At 54.4% G+C, this 412-nt stretch carries 1 protein-coding gene; it reads left to right on the forward strand.

The annotated features are described in order from the left end of the window. Nucleotides 1–412: pyruvate kinase (locus tag L972_RS12510; protein WP_047438598.1), on the forward strand; the 412-nt coding region annotated here is incomplete at both ends.

The following is a 412-nucleotide window of genomic DNA, read 5'->3' on the forward strand; positions in this document are numbered from 1 at the left end:
AGAACAAAGGCGTTAACCTGCCGGGCGTCTCCATCAAGCTGCCGGCCCTGGCCGAGAAAGACAAGCGCGACCTGATCTTCGGTTGCGAGCAAGGCGTTGATTTCGTTGCGGCTTCTTTCATCCGTAAGAAAGAAGACGTTCTGGAAATCCGTGAGCACCTGAAAGCCCACGGTGGCGAGAACATCCAGATCATCTCCAAGATCGAAAACCAGGAAGGTCTGGACAACTTCGACGAGATCCTGGCTGTCTCCGACGGCATCATGGTTGCTCGTGGCGACATGGGTGTAGAGATCCCGGTTGAAGAAGTTATCTTCGCCCAGAAGATGATCATCGCCAAGTGCAACAAAGCCCGCAAAGTGGTTATCACTGCCACCCAGATGCTGGACTCCATGATCAAGAACCCGCGTCCGAC

Source organism: Aeromonas sp. ZOR0001 (genome assembly GCF_000801015.1).
Taxonomy (GTDB): Bacteria; Pseudomonadota; Gammaproteobacteria; order Enterobacterales; family Aeromonadaceae; genus Aeromonas; species Aeromonas veronii.